The sequence below is a fragment of the Halorubrum sp. ASP1 genome (assembly GCF_005435135.1).
Taxonomy (GTDB): domain Archaea; phylum Halobacteriota; class Halobacteria; order Halobacteriales; family Haloferacaceae; genus Halorubrum; species Halorubrum tropicale.
This window is the reverse complement of the sequence record NZ_SGUA01000004.1, coordinates 286,361-302,031: the sequence shown is the minus strand read 5'-3', so window position 1 is coordinate 302,031 and position 15,671 is coordinate 286,361. Positions and strand designations below refer to the sequence as shown.

Here is a 15,671-nt window from a genome sequence, read left to right as displayed (position 1 = left end):
GACAGAAGAGACCGAGTCAGCCGACCACGCCGACGACCAGCTGGACCGTGACGAGGACGAGGAACGCGGCGCCGGTGGCCAGGGTGCCCGCGGCGACGCCGTGCGCGTTCCCGAGTCCGCGGCTCCGGGTCGCGAAGTAGGCGCCGAGGAAGACGAAGCCGACGAGCAGCAGCCCGACGGCCAGGAAGGCGACGTTCACCAGCGTCCCGGCGAGGCCCTCGGGGATCCCGAAGCTCCCGACGCCGAGGAGGATGCTCCCGCCGACGAGGACGGTGATGCCGACGAACGAGACCGCCCACACGACCGGCGTCCGGACCACGTCGCCGAGCGTCTCGACGACGGCCTCGTAGCGTCCGCCCGTCTCGTCGCGGCCGGGAGCGACTCGCTTCGCCCCGATTTCGGCGACCGCGACGAACGTGGCGACGACGAGGAGGCCCATCAGCCCCGTACTCAAGAGGGTGAGTGATGTCATGGATTTCCGTTGTTAGGGGCTCCGTTCGCGCGTACAAATACCCTTCGACGCGCCTTTGACGCGGGGTCTCCGCACCGATCGGTCCCCTCGACCGCGGCACCGTTCGACCGGTCGGCGGGGTCCCGCTCGGGGGGCGAAACGGACCCGTTCACTCCCCGATGGCCCGCCCCGCTACACAAGAGATAAGTGTACCATCGCTAAGGGTGGTACAAGAGCAGACAGACGAACATGATAGATCCAGTTATCCTACAACAAGGGGGCGACTGGCGCGCACAGGCGGAGGTCTTCGACGAGATCTTCTTCGTCTTCCTCGCGCTCGGCACCCTCGTCGGTACCATCGTCGTGGCGTACACGCTGTGGAACGTGTACAAGTACCGCGACGACGGGAACCGGTCGGACGAGGAGTTCGACGCGCCGGTCGTCGGCGAGCTCCCGACGGGACAGGGCGGTCCGAAAGCCAAGAAGCTCTTCCTCTCGTTCGGGTTGAGCGCGATCGTGGTCATCAGCCTCGTCGTGTACTCGTACGGGCTCCTCCTCTACGTTGAGGAAGGGCCGGACACCGATGAGGAAGGCGACATCGAGATCATGGTCGAAGGCTACCAGTACGGTTGGGAGTACGAGTATCCGAACGGGCACACCGAACGGGGTGAGCTGATCGTGCCCGCCGACCAGCGGATCGACATCAACGTGACGTCGAGGGACGTCTGGCACAACTTCGGATCGTCGGACTTACGCATAAAGACAGACGCCATTCCCGGGGACTACAACGATAACTGGTTCTCCGTGAGCTCGGCGGAGGTCGAGGCGCAAGGCGGCGAGGCGACGTACCCCGTCGAGTGCTTCGAACTGTGCGGCCCCGGTCACTCGCAGATGAAGGGTCAGATCACGGTCATTCCGCAAGACGAGTGGGAGGAGTGGTACGCTAACACCGGAAACAGCTCGGAGAGCGCCAGTATCGAGACCTCCGCGCACGAGTCCGGAGTACTCAGCGGGGTGAACGCATGAGCGAACTCCCGCCGACGACCTCGGTCAAGCGCTGGTTGGTCACGACCAACCACAAGGACATCGGTATCCTGTACACGATCACCGCGCTGTTCTTCCTGCTGTTCGGCGGCGTGATGGCGCTGCTCATCCGCCTCCAGCTGTGGGACCCGACGAGCCAGATCCTCTCGGGGTTGGCGTACAACGAGGCCGTCACCGCGCACGGCCTGATAATGGTGTTCTGGTTCCTCTCGCCGTTCGCGTTCGGGTTCGCGAACTACTTCGTGCCGCTCCAGATCGGCGCGGACGACCTCGCGTTCCCGCGGCTGAACGCCCTATCGTACTGGATGTACCTGTTCTCGGGCGTGCTGCTCGGGATCAGCTTCTTCCAGGGCGGCACGCTCACAGCCGGCTGGACGATGTACGCGCCGCTCAACGTGCCGATGTACACGCCCGGCATCGGGTCGACCGGCGCGATTCTCGCGCTCACGATGTTCATTATCGGCGTCACCGCGTCGACCGTGAACTTCCTCACGTCCATTCATCACTCCCGCGCCGAGGGGATGGGTATCATGGACATGCCGCTGTTCTCGTGGTCGATCCTCGCGACGGTGTGGATGATGCTGTTCGCGTTCGCGGCGCTGCTCGGTGCGCTGTTGATTCTCGGTTCCGATCGGGTGCTCGGGAGCGTCTACTTCTCCGCTACTGAGGGCGGTGCCCTGCTGTGGAGCCATCTTTGGTGGTTCTTCGGCCACCCGGAGGTGTATATCGTCTTCTTCCCGGCGCTCGGGGTCATGCTGGAACTGTTCCAGACGTTCTCCGGCCGCCGCCTCGTCGGTCGCAAGTGGGTCATCATCTCCATCTGCTTGATCGCCGTCCAGTCGTTCCTCGTGTGGATGCACCACATGTTCCTCACGACGATTAACCTGGAGATCAAGACGCTGATGATGGCGACGACGATCGGTATATCCCTCCCCTTCGACCTGATCGTCTTCTCGCTGATCTACACGCTGATCAAGGGGCGGATCCAGTTCACGACGCCGTTCCTGTTCGCGTTCGGGGCGCTGCTCCTGTTCATCCTCGGCGGTATCACCGGGGTCTTCCTCGGCGCAATCGTGCTCGACTACGAGTTCCGCGGCACCTACTGGGTGGTCGCGCACTTCCACTACGTGATGTTCGGCGGGGCGACGGCGCTCGTTGGCGCGATCTACTACTGGTTCCCGAAGGTGACCGGCAAGATGTACAACGAGTTCCTCGGGAAACTCCACTTCGTCACGTTCTTCCTCGGCTTCAACGCCGTCTACTTCTCGATGTTCCTCGCTTGGGAGACCCCGCGCCGGGTGTTCGAGTACAACCCCGAGTTCCAGATCTACCACCAGTTCGGGACGATCGGCGCGTTCGTGCTCGGACTCTCCTTCTTCATCATGTTCTACAACCTGGCGCAGTCCTACGTCTCCGGCGAGCCGGCCGGTGCCAACCCGTGGGACTACTCGCGGACGGCGGAGTGGGCGGTCTCCTCGCCCCCGCCGCTGGAGAACTGGCCGAACAGGCCGTCGTACGCCTCCGGAAAGCTGGAGTTCGTGAAAGACTACGTGCCGGACGGCGGGCCCGCGGTGAAGACGGACGAGGACGGTAACGTCGCCACCGACGGCGGCGACACCCACTCGTCGCACATCTCGAGCTACGCTCACTGGGACAAACATCCGAGTCACGCGAGCATCTGGCCGTTAGCACTGTCGCTCGCCCTCGGCGTCCTGCTGTTCGGCCTCTCCGGCTTCGCCAACTCCGTGACCGTCGAACTGGGCGAGACGGCGCTCCAGAGCGACGTCGTCATCTCCAACCTGCTTTACCCGACCGCGATCCTGGCCGGGATCGGCGGACTCCTATACACCGGCGTGAAGTGGGGGACGGAGGACTTCTACGCTCCGCCGACCGAGTTCGCCGAGCGGTGGCCGTTCAACGGCGTCGAGAAGGTGAAGCTGGGGATGTGGTTCTTCCTGGCGTCCGACGTGCTCGTCTTCGGCGCGCTGCTGTCTGCGGCCATCTTCATCCGGTACAACGCCGGCTGGATGACGTGGGAGCCGCTGACCGACCCGCTACCCGGACTGATCAACACCTTCGTGCTACTCACGTCCTCGTTCACCGTGATCTTAGCGCTGGTCGCGGCCCGCCGGAAGAGCCGGCAGGGCCTGCTGGCGTCGCTGGGGTCGACCATCCTGCTCGGGTTCGTCTTCATGGCGATCAAGATGTGGGAGTGGAACCACGAGGTCTTCGACAAGGGCGTGACCATCTCCGCGAACGCCCACGGCGACCCGATCCAGGCGTCGATCTACTACGTCACGACCGGGCTCCACGGGATCCACGTGCTGCTCGGTCTCGTGGTCGCTATCTTCCTGTTCGTCAGGGCGTACCAGGGTCACTACCTCGACGACGAGCGGCCGATCGAGTACTTCGGCCTCTACTGGCACTTCGTGGACATCGTCTGGGTGTTCGTGTTCCCGCTGTTCTACCTCTTCTGAGGCGGTTCGCGGCCCCGTTTTTTCGTCGTCACGCGTCGCCCTCACCGACCGGTTCGGCGCACCACTGACAGAAGTCGAACGTCGGGTCGGTCTCCCTTCCGCACTCGGGACAGCGGATCGTCTCGCCGGACTCCGGTTCCGCCTCGCCGCCCGCAACCTCCGCGGACGCGGCGCCGGGACCGGGTACCGTGTCCGGCGAGCCCGTCGCTCGGGACGCGTCGGAGTCCCGCTCTGACGTCCGGTTGTGTCGGACCGCCACGACGTACGCGTCGACCACGCTGGCGACCACGACCGCGGCGGCGGGCGCGACCTCCGAGACCGCCGGCGGGTCGCCCGCGAGCGCGCCCGAGATCGCTGACTCCGGGACGAACACGAACACCGCCGCGGCGACCGTCAGGTACCAGCCGAGCCCGCGGGCCCACCGGCGGAGGTACGCGTGACCCAGTCCCGAGACGACGAGCGCGAGCAATGCGGCGAGCCAGGGCCGCCGACGAGTGCGTTCCGACATGGGCGCCCGTACGACCTCCCGCCCCGAGAACCTACCTCTCTCGGAGCGTTTATGTTGCGGACGCGCCGAACTCCGGTATGTTCTGCGTTCCGCTCGGCGAGTTCCTCTCCGGGGCCGCGGTCGCGGTGTTCGGCGTCGGCACCTGGGGGATCGGCCTCGGCGTCGTGTACCTCCTCTACCGCCGGTGGCGCGGCGACGGCCCCCGCGGCGACGACGACTGAGCCGGACGGCTCGAATTCCGGTTCGGCCACGCTTTTCACGTCCCTCGTCCGATCTAGCGTATGACAGACACGGCGCTCGTCGTCGGCGGCACGCGGTTCATCGGCCGACACACCGTCGCGGAGCTGCTCGCGCACGACTACGAGGTCGCGATATTCAACCGCGGGAACCACGAGAACCCCTTCGCGGACGACGACCGGGTGACCCACGTCGAGGGCGACCGGAAAGACGAGACCGCGCTCCGGGCCGCGAAGCTGTCGGTCGAACCGGACGTCGTGATCGACTGCGTCGCGTACCACCCGGCCGACGTGGCGAGCGCGACCGACGTCTTCGCCGACGTCGACGGCTACGTCTACATCTCCTCGGGCTCCAGCTACGCCGCCGAGGAGATCCCCAAGCGGGAGGGCGAGACGCCGCTGGAGCCGTGTACCGACGCGCAGGCGGTCGACGACGGCCACGAGACGTACGGCAACCGGAAGGCTGAGGGCGACCGCGAGGTGTTCGCGGCCGCCGAGGCGGGCGTCAACGCGATGGCCGTCCGCCCGTGTATCGTCTACGGCCCGTACGACTACACCGAGCGGCTCGACTACTGGATCGACCGCGTGCTCACCCACGACCGCGTCGTCGTCCCCGGAGACGGACAGAACCTCTGGCACCGGGCGTACGTCGAGGACGTCGCGAGCGCGCTGCGGATCGTCGCCGAGCGCGGCGAACCGGGCGCGGCGTACAACGTCGGCGACCGGCGGGCGCTCACCCTGCGGGAGACGCTGGAGACCATCGCCGACGCGGCGGACACCGAGGTCGACGTCGTTCCCGCGAGCGCGGACGCGCTGGCGGCCGGCGGGCTCGACCCGGAGGAGTTCACCCTCTACCGCGAGTACCCGCACCTGCTCGACACGTGCGCGCTCGCCGATTTGGGCTGGGAGTCGACGCCGGTCGACGAGGCGATGTCGCGGACCGTCGAAGAGCACCGCGAGTCGGACCGCGACGGGAGCGAGTGGGACCCCGGCCGCGAGGCCGAGGAGCGCGTCATCGGCGTGAAGGAGACGCTCTGAGGCGGTCGCGCCGCTCCGGGCGGCGACGCCCCCTCAGTACGCCGCGTCCCACCGCGCGGGCTTCCGCCGGTTCCCGCAGTCGCGGCACTCCATCCGGTCCATCGTGTCGATGGCGATGTCCGTCCCCTCGCAGTTGCCACAGAGGTAGCCGTAGCGGCGCTCGTGGCCCGGGTCGACGTACGCGACGTAGAACGGGGCCTGTGAGCCGCGGTCGCTCTCGTCGAACGCGACGTGGACGGTCTCTCCGTCCTCCGTCTGGTACGTCGCCTCGGAGATGCCCCTGAGCCGCCCGACCTGCTTCCGGAACTCCCGTTCCGCGAACAGTTCGCCGCCGATGTCCACCTCGCGCTCGCCGGCGAGCTCGTACCCCTCGCGCTCGTAGAACTCCGTGCCCGCCTCGTTGTCGGCGAGGACGCGCGCCTCGATACGGTCGACGTCGGCCGAGCGGAGCGCCGACTCGACCCGCTCTAGCAGCGCCGAGCCGATGCCCGAGCCACGGTGGTCGGGGTGGACGTGGAGCCAGTCTATCTCGCCGACCCGCTCGCGGCGCCCGACGACGTAGCTCTCCGCGAACCCGACGACGACCCCGTCCACCACGGCGACCGGGAACACCGCGTCGTCGTCCTCGACGTCGTCGCCGAGGTCTCCGGCGTCGTACCACTCCTCGACGGCTTCGTCCAACAGCGCTTCGTCGACGGCGTGCCCGTACGACGCCACGAGCGACTCGCGGGCGACCGACCGGACCGCGTCGACGTCTTCGGCAGTTGCTTCGCGTAGGTCCATGCGTGTAGATACCACCCCGACTACTAAAAACTCGGTCGAGATTTCCGTCGCACGCAACGGGTCCCTCTATCCGACGTGAGCCGCGCGAGTACCCGTTCTGCGCCGACCGCGCCGTCGGTGCGACCGCTGGCCGGCGCGCTCCGTCGACACGCCGCGTCAGACGCGCCACTTCTCTTCGGTGTAACACATCTCCCAGAACGCGTGTTCGAGCCGCGCGCTCCGCAGGAACGCCGCCCGCATCGCGTCGCGCTCGCCGGGGTACGCCTCGGCGTGCCGGTCCACGAGGTCGCGCATCCAGGCGACCGTCTCGCGGAAGGCGTCGCTCGTGTACTTCTCGATGAACGGGGTGTAGCGGTGCTCCTCGGTCGCGCGGTCGGCCATGTGGTCGGCGACGTCGAGGTAGCCCTGCCCGCACGGGTAGACGGCGGCGACGGTCTCCGCGATCGACCCCTCGTGGGCCGTCCGGACGAGGAAGTCGGTGTAGGCCGCGCAGGTCGGCGCCTTCTCGACCGCCTCCAGATCCGCGGCCGAGAGGCCGTAGTCTGCGGCGAACGAGCGGTGGAGGTCCATCTCGTCGTCGAGCGTGGCGTGCGCGGCCGCCGTCAGCCGCCGGGTCGTCTCCTCGTCGTCCGCCTTCGTCCCCGCGATCGCGAAGACGCGCGCGTAGTCGAGCAGGTACCGGTAGTCCTGTCTCACCCAGTGTCTGAACGCCGCCTCGTCCAGTTCCCCGTCCGCCAGTTCGACGACGAACGGGTGCTCCTTCTGTGCGTCCCAGATGTCCGATCCGGCCTCAAGGAGTCGATCGCTGAACGCCATCTCGTCCGAGAGTCCGTTTCGGACTGTGTTATAACTAACTAATATTAGCAAGTAATATCGTGCGGCGGCAACGAGAACGGCGGCATCGCTCCGCGGAAAGCGAGAGGTGTCGAGAGGAGGTTCGGGAAGGAGAGTCCGCGGCCGTCGCGGGGACGTTACGAGATGGAGTACGTCGCGGCCGCCATCAGCAGCATGGTGAGCGCGAGCGCGAGGCCCATCAGGTAGGTCAGCGAGCGGTTCTCCCACCGGAGGTGCTGGAAGTACGCGACGATGAGCAGCGTCTTGACCGTCGCGATCACCAGCGTCCCGGCGATCGCCGTCGTGTACGAGAACTCGATGAACGACGTCTCGAAGAGCGCGAAGTTCAGCGTCGCCGCGACGAGGAGGGCGACGTATATCGCCGAATACAGTTTCACGGAGTCGTGCGCCATCTTACGCCCCACTTCGTCCCTGCGCTTAAAGAATTAACCATCCGGGGGTCCCGGATCCCGAAACGCCTATCCGCGCGACGACCGGACCTGCGGTCGGTCGCAGCATACGACCGGTGCTCCCGTGACTCCGCTGGAACCGACGGACGACCTGCTCGAATCGCTGTACGTCGTCAACAAGGTCGCAAAGCAGTTCGCCGACGAGGCCACCGCGGCCTACGAGCGCGGCGACGTCACCGAGAGCAACGTCCGCTCGGCCCGCAAGGACGCCCTCTACCGGCTCAAGACCGCCGTGCTCTCCCGTGTGGTCGCGTACGACGCCGACGGGGTCACCGGCGAGTACCACGCCATCAACGGTGACGTGTGGCTGTTCCTCACGGTCGGCGACTGGCACTTCCACCAGCCGCCGCACGCGATCGGCGGCGACCTCACCGACGCGATCGCGGTCTCGAACTCCCGGGCGAACCCGATCGACGCCCCCTACGAGCGCGACGCCGCCGTGCGACGCTCGGACCGCACGCTCGAAGAGGCGCTGTCGCGGCTCGCCGAGGTCGGCGCCAACGCCAACGACCACCTCGCGCGGCCGACGGTCACCAGCGAGCACGACCGGATCGTCGACGTCCGGTGGCCGTTCCTCTCTTGAGTTCCGCACGCCGCAGAAAAACCGCGTCTCTTCGGACCGCCTACCGGGCCCGCTTAGGCCTCGACGACTTCGATCGCGCCGAGCATCCCGTTCGCTTTGTGGGGCGTACACTGGTACAGCTGGATGCCCGTGTTGTCGAACGACTGCTCGAACGTGTATCCCTCCTCGGCGATGGTCTCCCCGTTGTCGAAGTCGGACTCGGACCCCTCGACCGAGGCCACGTTGTGTCCCCCACCGACGCCGGTCCACTCCCAGACGACGGTCGTGCTCGAGTCGATCCGGACCGCGGCGGGCGCGAAGGCGAACCCCACGTCGCCGGCGCCGACCTCGATGGTAATCTCGTCTTGGCCCGTGAGATCCGCCATGGTCCCGTCGTACATGCGGGCCTCCGACAGGTAGTCGTCGATCTCGCTCGGGACGTCTTCGATGACGTTCCCGCCGTCGCCGCCGTCGCCGCCGTCGCCGCCGTCGCCGCCGCCGGAACAGCCGGCGAGCGTTCCGATTGTCAGCGCTGCGCCGGTTCCGGCGAGATACCGCCGTCTGGACAAGTTATCAGGCATCACCTAACGTAGGGTTTCGAGCCATACAAACCCCGCGATACGTTTCGATTTTCGGGAACGCACGACGGTGTGTGGCTCACGTATTCCCCCGCCGAATCGGGTCACGAAGCCCGGCTTTATCGCGCTCCGACGCTTCCCGAGAGACATGCGCGAAGACGCGCTGGCGACGCGGCTCGTCGAACACTACGAGGCGACGGGCGACGACCCGGCGATCCGCCTCGAAGAGCCGTACGACGCCGACGGGCGCGAGGGCGTCGTCGACCTGTTCGTCCGGACGCGGACGCCGGAGCCGGTCGACCGCGTGATCGAGCTCAAGGCGGACGCCGCGGTCCGCCGCGCCACCGGCGCGAACGAGGTCCTCCGACAGTACCGGCGGATGGAGCGGTACTTCCACGCCGACGAGCGCCACGCGCTGCGTCCCAAGCTCGGGCGGACCGAGCCGGGCGCCCGCTACCTGCTCTGCTTCGCGCCGACGCCCACCTGCGTCCATCACGTCGCGACGAACCGCACGCTGTACGGCTCCGTCGACCGGGACGCGTACGCCGGCGACGTGCCGGCGGTCCGCACCGTCGCGTTCCTGACGGGGCTGGAGGGCGACCCGGCCGACCTCGGCCTCGTGTCGGTCAACGGCGACGCGGCGTTCGGGTCGGCGCCGTTCGTGCGAGCGGTGCCGGACGGGTCGCGGCTCGCCGAGAGCTTACGCGGCGTCGACGACGATCTGATCGAGTTCCCCTGAGACGGCCGGCGGGCGACTGAGGGCGGGAGACGGTCCCTTCAGAGGCCGAGTTCGCGCCCGATGACGACGTGTTGGATCTCGCTCGTCCCCTCGCCGATCTCCATCAGCTTCGCGTCGCGGTAGAAGCGCTGCGGCGCGAAGTCGGTGGTGTAGCCGTAGCCGCCGAGCGTCTGGACCGCCTCCTCGGCCACCTCGCGGGCGGCCTCGCTGGCGTCGAGCTTGGCGAGCGCCGACTCGCGCGTGACCGACTCGCCGGCGTCGTACTTCGACGCGGCCCGGTGGGTCAGCAGGCGGGCGCGCTCGATCTGCCGGTGCATGTGGACCACCTTGTCGCGGACGGCGTCGAACTTCGATATCGGCTTGCCGAACTGCTCGCGCTCGCCCGCGTACCCCTTCGCGGCCTCGTAGGCGCCCTGCGCGAGCCCGACCGAGAGCGCGGCGATGGAGATCCGCCCGCCGTCGAGCGTCTTCATCGTCTGCGTCCAGCCGTCGCCCTCCTCGCCGAGCAGCCGGTCCGCCGGGATCCGCACGTCGTCGAAGGCTATCTCGCAGGTCGGCGAGCTGTTCAGGCCCATCTTGTCCCAGACGGTCGTCACCTCGAACCCGTCGTCGGCGTCGGGGTCGACGATGAACGTCGAGATGCCGTCGTACCCGGCCTCGGGGTCCGTCACCGCCTTCACGAGGATCGAGTCGGCGACGTTCGCGTTCGTGATGAACTGCTTGGTGCCGTTCAGCACGTACTCGTCCGCGTCGGCGTCATACTCGGCGGTCGTGTCCATGTCGGAGGCGTCCGAGCCGCTGCCGGGCTCGGTGAGCGCCCACGCGCCGAGCCCCTCCCCCTCCGCGAGCGGGCGGAGCCACCGCTCCTTCTGTTCGTCGGTCCCGAACAGGTCGATCGGCTTCGCGCCCAGCGAGGTGTGGGCCGCGTACGAGAGCCCGATCCCGCCGGAGACGCGGCCGAGCTCCTCCGTGACCAGCGCGTACATCAGCTGATCGCCGCCGAGACCGCCGTACTCCTCCGAGACCGGGACGCCCATCATGTCCAGGTCCGCGAGCGACTCGAACACCTCCTCGGGGAAGCGGTGTTCGTCCTCGATCTCCTGTGCGATGGGCGCGATCTCCTCCTCGCAGAACTCCCGGACGGTGTCGCGTATCATCCGGTGCTCGCCGGGTACCTCGAAGTCCATGGGCAAGGATTGCGACCCGCGGACATAAACGATGCGAACGACCGTGATAAACCGCGGCGCCGGACGGTCCGCGAGCCGACGACTTATGCCGCGTCGCCGCGTTCCGACGGTATGGAGTTTCGGGAGCTCGTCCGCGGTCGCGTCGACTGGCCCGACATCGAGCGGGTCGCGCGCGAGCTGGCGGCCCGGTACGACCGCGACGAGATGCGGGTGCGCTTCCTCGACGCCGACAACTGGCTGTCGACGCCGATGGTCGTCGACGAGGACCTCTTCGTGAAGGTGATCACGCGACAGAACACGCTCGTCCACGCGCTGTTCACCACCGGGCGGAATCTCGGCGCGTTCTCGGCCGGCACCGAGGGGTTCTTCGAGCGCCACGAGACGCCCTACGAGATGGCGCGCCACGAGCTGGAGGCGACCCGGCGCGTCCGCGAGCTCGGGGTCAACGCGCCCGAGCCGGTCGAGGCGTTCGAGGTCGGCGACCTCGGCGTGCTCGTGTTGGAGTACCTGCCCGAGTTCCGCACCTTAGGCGAACTCGACGCGGCGGCCGTCGCCGAGCTCGCCCCCGAGCTGTTCGAGACGCTCCGGGCCATCCACGACGCCGGCCTCGCGCACGGCGACCTCCGCGCCGAGAACGTCCTCGTCGCCGACGGCGAGCTCCACGTCATCGACGCGACCCGCGTGAGCGAGGACGGCCGCGAGGCGGCGCGCGCCTACGACCTCGCGAGCGCGCTGGCGGCGCTGGAGCCGCTGGTCGGCGCCGCCGAGACGGTCTCGGCCGCGCTGACGAGCTACTCGACGGACGAGCTCCTCGCGGCGCGGCGGTTCCTCGACTTCGTCGCGATCCGGCCGGACCACGACTTCGACGCCGCGGAGCTGACCGGCGAACTCGAAAAGCGGACGACGTGACCCGGAGCCGCGCGGCCGAACCGCTCCTGTAGCTCCAGGAGGTTGCCGGCGCGGTCGGAGTCGCGGATCGCGTCGAGGAGCGCCTCGACCTCGTCCGTGGTGTCCGCGAAGGCGGTGAACAGCCCGTTCACCGAGTCGGGCGCGTCGGCGTCGGTCCGCGGCGAGTTGTAGATGGCGTGCGCGAGCACCCCGCCGTCCGTCCTGCCCGTCACCTCGATGGCCCAGCAGTTCGGATGCCACAGGTCGAGCGTCAGCCTGGTCCCGCCCCAGTCCTCCCGCCCCTCCGCGTCGGTCGTCGCCATTATCCGACACAGTTGGTAGCGCACCACAAAGACCCTGCCGCCCATGGTAGGGTGGGTTATTTGGACGTGCCGACGGTAACCGCCACACATGGCGCAGCCCTACCAGCACTACATCGACGGCGAGTGGGTCGACGGCGACGGGTCCGAGACCTTCGAGAGCGCGAACCCCGCGACGGGCGAGTCCTTAGGCGAGTTCCGACGCGGGACTCCCGAGGACGTCGAGCGCGCGGTCGACGCCGCGGACGCGGCGTTCGAGGAGTGGCGCGAGCTCTCGCGGATCCAGCGCGCGGAGTACCTGTGGGACGTCTACCACGAGCTCCGCGACCGGACGGACGAGCTCGGCGCGATCGTCTCGAAGGAGTGCGGCAAGGAGATCAGCGAGGGGAAAGCCGACGTGGTCGAGGCCGCGCACATGGTCGAGTGGGCCGCGGGCGACGCCCGCCACCCGAAGGGCGACATCGTCCCCTCGGAGATCCCCTCGAAGGACGCGTACATGCGCCGGAAGCCGCGCGGCGTCACCGGCTGTATCACGCCGTGGAACTTCCCGGTCGCGATCCCGTACTGGCACATGGCCATCGCGCTGGTCGAGGGGAACACCGTCGTGTTCAAGCCCGCCGAACAGACCCCGTGGTGCGCGCAGATCATCGCGGAGATGTTCGACGACGCCGGGATCCCGGACGGCGTGTTCAACATGGTCCAGGGGTTCGGCGACGCCGGTAACGCGATCGTCGAACACGAGGACGTCTCCACGGTGCTCTTCACCGGCTCCGCGGAGGTCGGCCACCACATCCAAGAGAAGCTCGGCGGCGTCGCCGGCAAGCGCGCGGCCTGCGAGATGGGCGGCAAGAACGCCGTCGTGGTCACCGAGGAGGCGGACCTCGACGTCGCGGTCCACTCCGCGGTGATGTCCTCGTTCAAGACGACGGGCCAGCGCTGCGTCTCCTCCGAGCGCCTGATCGTCCACACCGACGTGTACGACGAGTTCAAAGAGCGGTTCGTCGAGGTCGCGGAGTCGGTCGCGGTCGGCGACCCGCTCGACGAGGACACGTTCATGGGGCCGTTGATCGAGCCGGAGCACTTGGAGAAGGTCACCGAGTACAACGAGCTCGCCCGCGACGAGGACGTGAACGTCCTCGTCGACCGGACGGAACTCGACGCCGACGAGGTCCCCGACGGCCACGCGGACGGCAACTGGATCGGCCCGTTCGTCTACGAGGCGGACCCCGACGCCGACCTGCGGTGTACCCACGAGGAGGTGTTCGGGCCCCACGTCGCCCTGCTGGAGTACGAGGGCGGCGTCGAGCGCGCCGTGGAGATCCAGAACGACGTGGACTACGGGCTGGCCGGCGCGATCATCTCCGAAGACTACCGACAGATCAACTACTACCGCGACCGGGCCGAGCTGGGGCTGGCGTACGGGAACCTCCCGTGTATCGGCGCCGAGGTCCAGCTCCCCTTCGGCGGCGTGAAGAAGTCCGGTAACGGCTACCCCTCCGCCCGCGAGGCCATCGAGGCCGTCACCGACCGCACCGCGTGGACCCTGAACAACTCGAAGGAGATCGAGATGGCGCAGGGGCTCTCCGCGGACATCAAGACGACCGACGACTGACGAGCCGCGATCGGTTCCGCGGCCTCGTCGCTCGCACCGTTCTCATTCCGTCACGTCGCGGACCGCCGCGACCGTCTCTTCGGGGGTCTCGGCCGCGGCGAGCGCGCCGCGGGGCGCCAGCCGCTCCCGCGGTCGCCCGACCGGCTGCGGCTCGGCGACCGTCTCGATCAGGTCGGCCGCCCGCAGGAGCCGCTTTATCCGCGTGAACGTCGAGGGGCTCCCGAGCCCCGCGTCCTCGCAGGCCCGCCGGAGGGTGCGGTCGAGGACGCCCTCTCGCGCGCCGACCGCGTAGGCGCGGACGCGGGCCGCTTCCGGGTCGGGCCCGTCCGCGCTCGCGTCGCCCGAACCCCCCGGCGTGTCGCCCGCGCTGTCTACCGTATCGCCGGCGTCGTCCCCCGTGTCGCCGGCGTCGTCCGTTACGTCGAGCGCGCGGAGGACCGCCGCCGCGACCGACTCGTCGCACCGCGCGGCGATCCCCTCGTACACCCGCCGCCGACTGGGCGTCCGGAGCCCGTACGGCTCCGCCTCGGCGAACCGCGACCCGTACCGCTCGCGGAGCGAGGCGTCGTCGCCGACCGGGTACCACCCACCCGGTTCCGCGGCCGCCCCGGCGCGCTCGCTGCCGATCAGGGCGAATCCGGTCTCCTCGCCCGCCAGCACCGGGTTGGGCTGCGGCGCGTCGAGGACGCGGAGCTCGACGGCGTCGGCGTCGACGAGCGCCGCGAGCCGGCTCGCCGACCGGAACCCCGCCGTCGCGTCGTCGACCGCGCTCTCGCCCGCGAGCACCTTCAGCGTCGGGATCTCCGACGGGTCGGGGTCGTCCGCGCCCGTGTCGCCCGCGCCGCCCGACAGGTCCGCGACGCTCGGCTCGACGAGCGCCGGCGCGGCCTCGCGGTACCCCGCGACGACGGCGCGGAGCAGCCGCGGTCCGGGGTCGACGAGGACCGGGTCGGCGAACGCGCCGAGCCGGAGCGGCTCGGGGGTCGAGGGGAGCGCCGGGCCGGTCGGCATCAGGCCACCCTACGGCCGCGACGGATTAAGCGTGCGGGACGGAACGTTGGACGCGGCGGCACCGGCCGGGGCGTCGGATCGCCGCGTGCCGGCTCGCGCGCCTTTTTCACTCCGCGCCCGGAACCGTCTCGCGTGCCACCGCTCGACCTGTCGATCGGGCTCGGAACGTCCGGGCTCGACGACCCAGAGACCTGTACCGACACCGTCGCCGCGGCGCTGGACGCCGGCTACCGCCACGTCGACACCGCGCAGATGTACGACAACGAGGCCGCGGTCGGTGCGGGGATCGCCGCGAGCGACGTCGACCGCGACGACGTGGTCGTCGCCACGAAGGTCCACCCCGAGAACCTCGCCCCCGACGACGTGCGGGAGACGGCGCGCGAGAGCCTCGACCGCCTCGGACTCGACCGCGTCGACCTCCTGTACGTCCACTGGCCGATCCGCGCGTACGACGCCGAGGCGACGTTGCCGGCGTTCGACGACCTCCGCGACGCCGGCGTGACCGACCACGTCGGCGTCTCGAACTTCACCCCCGACCTGCTGCGCGAGGCGCGCGAGATCCTCGACGCGCCGATCGCGGCCCACCAAGTTGAGTGCCACCCGCGGTTCCGCCAGCCGGAGCTGCGCGGGCTCGCTGCCGAGTTCGACCACCGCCTCGTCGGCTACTCCCCGCTCGGTCGGGGCGAGATCCTCGACGACCCGGAGGTCGCCGCGATCGCGGAGCGGAACGACTGCTCGCCCGCGGTCGTCGCGCTCGCGTGGGCGCTCGACCGCGGCGTCGCCCCGATCCCGAAGGCGCGCGGCGACCACGTGCGCGAGAACCTGCGCGCGCTCGACGTCGACCTGCCCGACGCCGACCTCGACGCCATCGACGCGCTCGACCCGGGCGAGCGACGGATCGACCCGGACGACGCGGCGTGGAACCGCTGAGGC

General features: G+C 69.0%; 17 protein-coding genes and 1 pseudogene. 9 read left to right on the top strand and 9 right to left on the bottom strand.

The features are described from left to right. Positions 1-16: 16 nt before the first annotated feature. Positions 17-439 carry a hypothetical protein gene (locus tag EXE48_RS08420; RefSeq protein WP_053772193.1) on the bottom strand — a complete coding sequence of 141 codons (423 nt, stop codon included), beginning with the start codon at positions 437-439 and terminating at the stop codon, positions 17-19. A gap of 261 nt (positions 440-700) precedes the next feature. On the opposite strand from EXE48_RS08420, the gene coxB reads away from it, so the two are divergent. Further along, positions 701-1,477 carry a cytochrome c oxidase subunit II gene (gene coxB / locus EXE48_RS08415; RefSeq protein WP_053772192.1) on the top strand — a complete coding sequence of 259 codons (777 nt, stop codon included), beginning with the start codon at positions 701-703 and terminating at the stop codon, positions 1,475-1,477. Beyond that, positions 1,474-3,972: a cbb3-type cytochrome c oxidase subunit I gene (locus tag EXE48_RS08410; protein WP_053772191.1), complete on the top strand. Its 2,499-nt coding sequence runs from the start codon at positions 1,474-1,476 to the stop codon at positions 3,970-3,972. The genes coxB and EXE48_RS08410 overlap by 4 nt, the downstream gene beginning before the upstream one ends. A gap of 28 nt (positions 3,973-4,000) precedes the next feature. On the opposite strand, the gene EXE48_RS08405 is transcribed toward EXE48_RS08410, so the two are convergent. Beyond that, positions 4,001-4,480, bottom strand: coding sequence for a zinc ribbon domain-containing protein (locus tag EXE48_RS08405; protein ID WP_053772190.1), 480 nt, complete (start codon positions 4,478-4,480; stop codon positions 4,001-4,003). A 77-nt stretch (positions 4,481-4,557) separates the two neighbouring features. On the opposite strand from EXE48_RS08405, the gene EXE48_RS18745 reads away from it, so the two are divergent. Both EXE48_RS18745 and EXE48_RS08400 read left to right on the top strand, forming a co-directional pair. Then, complete coding sequence (locus EXE48_RS18745; RefSeq protein ID WP_199236360.1) at positions 4,558-4,701, top strand: hypothetical protein; 144 nt, start codon at positions 4,558-4,560, stop codon at positions 4,699-4,701. Between the two features lie 60 nt (positions 4,702-4,761). Further along, positions 4,762-5,754 carry an NAD-dependent epimerase/dehydratase family protein gene (locus EXE48_RS08400; protein ID WP_053772189.1) on the top strand — a complete coding sequence of 331 codons (993 nt, stop codon included), beginning with the start codon at positions 4,762-4,764 and terminating at the stop codon, positions 5,752-5,754. Between the two features lie 33 nt (positions 5,755-5,787). Here the strand turns inward: EXE48_RS08400 and EXE48_RS08395 are convergent, their stop codons facing one another. The 3 genes from EXE48_RS08395 to EXE48_RS08385 all read right to left on the bottom strand — a co-directional run bounded on the left by EXE48_RS08395 (position 5,788) and on the right by EXE48_RS08385 (position 7,784). Continuing rightward, positions 5,788-6,537 (bottom strand): GNAT family N-acetyltransferase, encoded by a 750-nt coding sequence (locus tag EXE48_RS08395; RefSeq protein ID WP_053772188.1) that lies wholly within the window; start codon positions 6,535-6,537, stop codon positions 5,788-5,790. A 156-nt stretch (positions 6,538-6,693) separates the two neighbouring features. Next, the gene (tenA, locus tag EXE48_RS08390) at positions 6,694-7,353 is read right to left on the bottom strand and encodes a thiaminase II (RefSeq protein WP_137711205.1); all 660 of its coding nucleotides are present in this window, start codon (positions 7,351-7,353) and stop codon (positions 6,694-6,696) included. 155 nt (positions 7,354-7,508) lie between these two features. Further along, entirely contained in the window at positions 7,509-7,784 is a 276-nt protein-coding gene (locus EXE48_RS08385; protein WP_053772186.1) for a cytochrome C oxidase subunit IV family protein, read from the bottom strand. A 121-nt stretch (positions 7,785-7,905) separates the two neighbouring features. Here EXE48_RS08385 and EXE48_RS08380 point away from each other — a divergent pair, with 121 nt between their 5' ends. Further along, positions 7,906-8,424: a hypothetical protein gene (locus tag EXE48_RS08380; protein ID WP_053772185.1), complete on the top strand. Its 519-nt coding sequence runs from the start codon at positions 7,906-7,908 to the stop codon at positions 8,422-8,424. A gap of 53 nt (positions 8,425-8,477) precedes the next feature. On the opposite strand, the gene EXE48_RS08375 is transcribed toward EXE48_RS08380, so the two are convergent. Continuing rightward, positions 8,478-8,984 (bottom strand): halocyanin domain-containing protein, encoded by a 507-nt coding sequence (locus EXE48_RS08375; RefSeq protein ID WP_137711204.1) that lies wholly within the window; start codon positions 8,982-8,984, stop codon positions 8,478-8,480. 145 nt (positions 8,985-9,129) lie between these two features. Here EXE48_RS08375 and EXE48_RS08370 point away from each other — a divergent pair, with 145 nt between their 5' ends. Continuing rightward, a complete protein-coding gene (locus tag EXE48_RS08370) occupies positions 9,130-9,720 on the top strand; it encodes a hypothetical protein (RefSeq protein ID WP_053772183.1) in 591 nt (196 codons plus the stop codon). A gap of 38 nt (positions 9,721-9,758) precedes the next feature. Here EXE48_RS08370 and EXE48_RS08365 read toward each other — a convergent pair whose 3' ends face one another. Further along, positions 9,759-10,907 carry an acyl-CoA dehydrogenase family protein gene (locus tag EXE48_RS08365; RefSeq protein ID WP_053772182.1) on the bottom strand — a complete coding sequence of 383 codons (1,149 nt, stop codon included), beginning with the start codon at positions 10,905-10,907 and terminating at the stop codon, positions 9,759-9,761. 111 nt (positions 10,908-11,018) lie between these two features. Here EXE48_RS08365 and EXE48_RS08360 point away from each other — a divergent pair, with 111 nt between their 5' ends. Next, positions 11,019-11,816 carry an RIO1 family regulatory kinase/ATPase domain-containing protein gene (locus EXE48_RS08360; RefSeq protein WP_053772181.1) on the top strand — a complete coding sequence of 266 codons (798 nt, stop codon included), beginning with the start codon at positions 11,019-11,021 and terminating at the stop codon, positions 11,814-11,816. Here EXE48_RS08360 and EXE48_RS08355 read toward each other — a convergent pair. Then, positions 11,804-12,118: pseudogene (locus EXE48_RS08355) on the bottom strand (helix-turn-helix domain-containing protein); the annotation flags it as partial. The gene EXE48_RS08360 and the pseudogene EXE48_RS08355 overlap by 13 nt on opposite strands. Positions 12,119-12,206: 88 nt before the next feature. Here EXE48_RS08355 and EXE48_RS08350 point away from each other — a divergent pair. Beyond that, positions 12,207-13,727, top strand: a complete 1,521-nt coding sequence (locus tag EXE48_RS08350) for an aldehyde dehydrogenase family protein (RefSeq protein ID WP_053772180.1) — start codon at positions 12,207-12,209, stop codon at positions 13,725-13,727. A gap of 42 nt (positions 13,728-13,769) precedes the next feature. Here the strand turns inward: EXE48_RS08350 and EXE48_RS08345 are convergent, their stop codons facing one another. Then, positions 13,770-14,738, bottom strand: a complete 969-nt coding sequence (locus EXE48_RS08345) for a transcriptional regulator TbsP domain-containing protein (RefSeq protein WP_137711203.1) — start codon at positions 14,736-14,738, stop codon at positions 13,770-13,772. Positions 14,739-14,870: 132 nt separating this feature from the next. Between EXE48_RS08345 and EXE48_RS08340 the strand changes: the two genes are divergently transcribed. Then, positions 14,871-15,668, top strand: coding sequence for an aldo/keto reductase (locus EXE48_RS08340; RefSeq protein WP_137707222.1), 798 nt, complete (start codon positions 14,871-14,873; stop codon positions 15,666-15,668). Positions 15,669-15,671 lie beyond the last annotated feature (3 nt).

Excerpts from the sequence above, each read along its gene's own strand:
- tenA (WP_137711205.1), bottom strand. The coding sequence starts at position 7,353 with ATGGCGTTCAGCGATCGACTCCTTGAGGCCGGATCGGACATCTGGGAC.
- EXE48_RS08360 (WP_053772181.1), top strand. The coding sequence starts at position 11,019 with ATGGAGTTTCGGGAGCTCGTCCGCGGTCGCGTCGACTGGCCCGACATC.
- EXE48_RS08350 (WP_053772180.1), top strand. The coding sequence starts at position 12,207 with ATGGCGCAGCCCTACCAGCACTACATCGACGGCGAGTGGGTCGACGGC.
- EXE48_RS08385 (WP_053772186.1), bottom strand. The coding sequence starts at position 7,784 with ATGGCGCACGACTCCGTGAAACTGTATTCGGCGATATACGTCGCCCTC.
- EXE48_RS18745 (WP_199236360.1), top strand. The coding sequence starts at position 4,558 with ATGTTCTGCGTTCCGCTCGGCGAGTTCCTCTCCGGGGCCGCGGTCGCG.
- EXE48_RS08420 (WP_053772193.1), bottom strand. The coding sequence starts at position 439 with ATGGGCCTCCTCGTCGTCGCCACGTTCGTCGCGGTCGCCGAAATCGGG.
- EXE48_RS08345 (WP_137711203.1), bottom strand. The coding sequence starts at position 14,738 with ATGCCGACCGGCCCGGCGCTCCCCTCGACCCCCGAGCCGCTCCGGCTC.
- coxB (WP_053772192.1), top strand. The coding sequence starts at position 701 with ATGATAGATCCAGTTATCCTACAACAAGGGGGCGACTGGCGCGCACAG.
- EXE48_RS08400 (WP_053772189.1), top strand. The coding sequence starts at position 4,762 with ATGACAGACACGGCGCTCGTCGTCGGCGGCACGCGGTTCATCGGCCGA.
- EXE48_RS08410 (WP_053772191.1), top strand. The coding sequence starts at position 1,474 with ATGAGCGAACTCCCGCCGACGACCTCGGTCAAGCGCTGGTTGGTCACG.
- EXE48_RS08370 (WP_053772183.1), top strand. The coding sequence starts at position 9,130 with ATGCGCGAAGACGCGCTGGCGACGCGGCTCGTCGAACACTACGAGGCG.
- EXE48_RS08375 (WP_137711204.1), bottom strand. The coding sequence starts at position 8,984 with ATGCCTGATAACTTGTCCAGACGGCGGTATCTCGCCGGAACCGGCGCA.
- EXE48_RS08405 (WP_053772190.1), bottom strand. The coding sequence starts at position 4,480 with ATGTCGGAACGCACTCGTCGGCGGCCCTGGCTCGCCGCATTGCTCGCG.
- EXE48_RS08365 (WP_053772182.1), bottom strand. The coding sequence starts at position 10,907 with ATGGACTTCGAGGTACCCGGCGAGCACCGGATGATACGCGACACCGTC.
- EXE48_RS08395 (WP_053772188.1), bottom strand. The coding sequence starts at position 6,537 with ATGGACCTACGCGAAGCAACTGCCGAAGACGTCGACGCGGTCCGGTCG.